Origin of the sequence: Sphingobacterium sp. UBA7253 (genome assembly GCF_002472745.1) — a bacterium.
Lineage (GTDB): Bacteria > Bacteroidota > Bacteroidia > Sphingobacteriales > Sphingobacteriaceae > Sphingobacterium > Sphingobacterium siyangense.
Genome location: NZ_DKSP01000083.1, coordinates 1 through 972, shown reverse-complemented (window position 1 = coordinate 972; position 972 = coordinate 1). Strand labels below are relative to the sequence as shown.

Genomic DNA, 972 nt, shown 5'->3' with positions numbered 1-972 from the left:
TTAACCTATTTTATGAAAAGTGCCCTTGAATGGGCAACACTAAAATAGAAAATAACTTTGTATAAACAAAATAAAATCAAAAAAAAATCATTTTTTCTAAATCACTAAACCGGTTAAACATGGAAATTTAGCAGCGCGGCTAAAGTATTTCAAGGTCCTTTTTTGTTTGGGCAAAAGTTAAAATCTAATTGATATTATCTTAATATATTACAGGGAGATTACAGGGAGTTAACAGGGGGGTAGCAGGGGTATATCCCTATTACCCCCCTGTTATACCCCTGTAAAAGTAGTGTTATTCCCTTCTTAATTTTGAATCTGAGGGGAACTTGATGCAGGCCTTCGCTATCATTGTGAGATTTTGTTTAATTTTAAATCGATCAAGTAACTGTTAGCTATGACCGAACGTGAAATTCTGAGACAACATATCGACAAGACCGTCCAGTTAAACGACGAACAATTCGACTACTTCTTTTCTTTTTTTAAACCGATCTCCTTTAAAAAGAAACAAATGATTATCCGTCAAGGAGACCTTGTGGAACAAGAGTATTTTGTGCTAAATGGCTGTCTAAAGACCTATTTCACCAATGATGAACAAAAGATGCATATCTTACAGTTCGCCACAAAAACCTGGTGGGCTTCCGATTATAATGCATTGCATAATCAAGGCCCGGCTACGGTCAATTTAGATTGTGTCAGCGATGCAGACACTCTTTGCTTATCGAACGAGGACCGTGAAAAAGTATGTAAGGAAATTCACGAAGTTGAAACCTTTTTTAGATGGCGTTCCAATAAAGGATATATTGGGCTACAAAAAAGAATAATGTCACTGCTGAACAACGATGCTCGAAGCCGCTACGAGGAACTCATGCAGCAATATCCCGAACTCTATAATCTCGTTCCCAAACATTTGATTGCAGCATATCTGGGTGTTTCCCGCGAAACACTGAGCAGGCTATACCAAGCAAAATAATG

The 972-nt window shown here is 37.6% G+C and carries 1 protein-coding gene; it reads left to right on the top strand.

Translation table 11 applies throughout. The annotated features are described in order from the left end of the window. Positions 1–394 precede the first annotated feature (394 nt). The gene (locus B2X72_RS08285; RefSeq protein ID WP_088162307.1) at positions 395–970 is read left to right on the top strand and encodes a Crp/Fnr family transcriptional regulator; all 576 of its coding nucleotides are present in this window, start codon (positions 395–397) and stop codon (positions 968–970) included. Positions 971–972: the final 2 nt, after the last annotated feature.

What these genes read in the sequence shown, in the direction of transcription:
- B2X72_RS08285 (WP_088162307.1), top strand. Translation starts at nt 395, where the DNA reads ATGACCGAACGTGAAATTCTGAGACAACATATCGACAAGACCGTCCAG.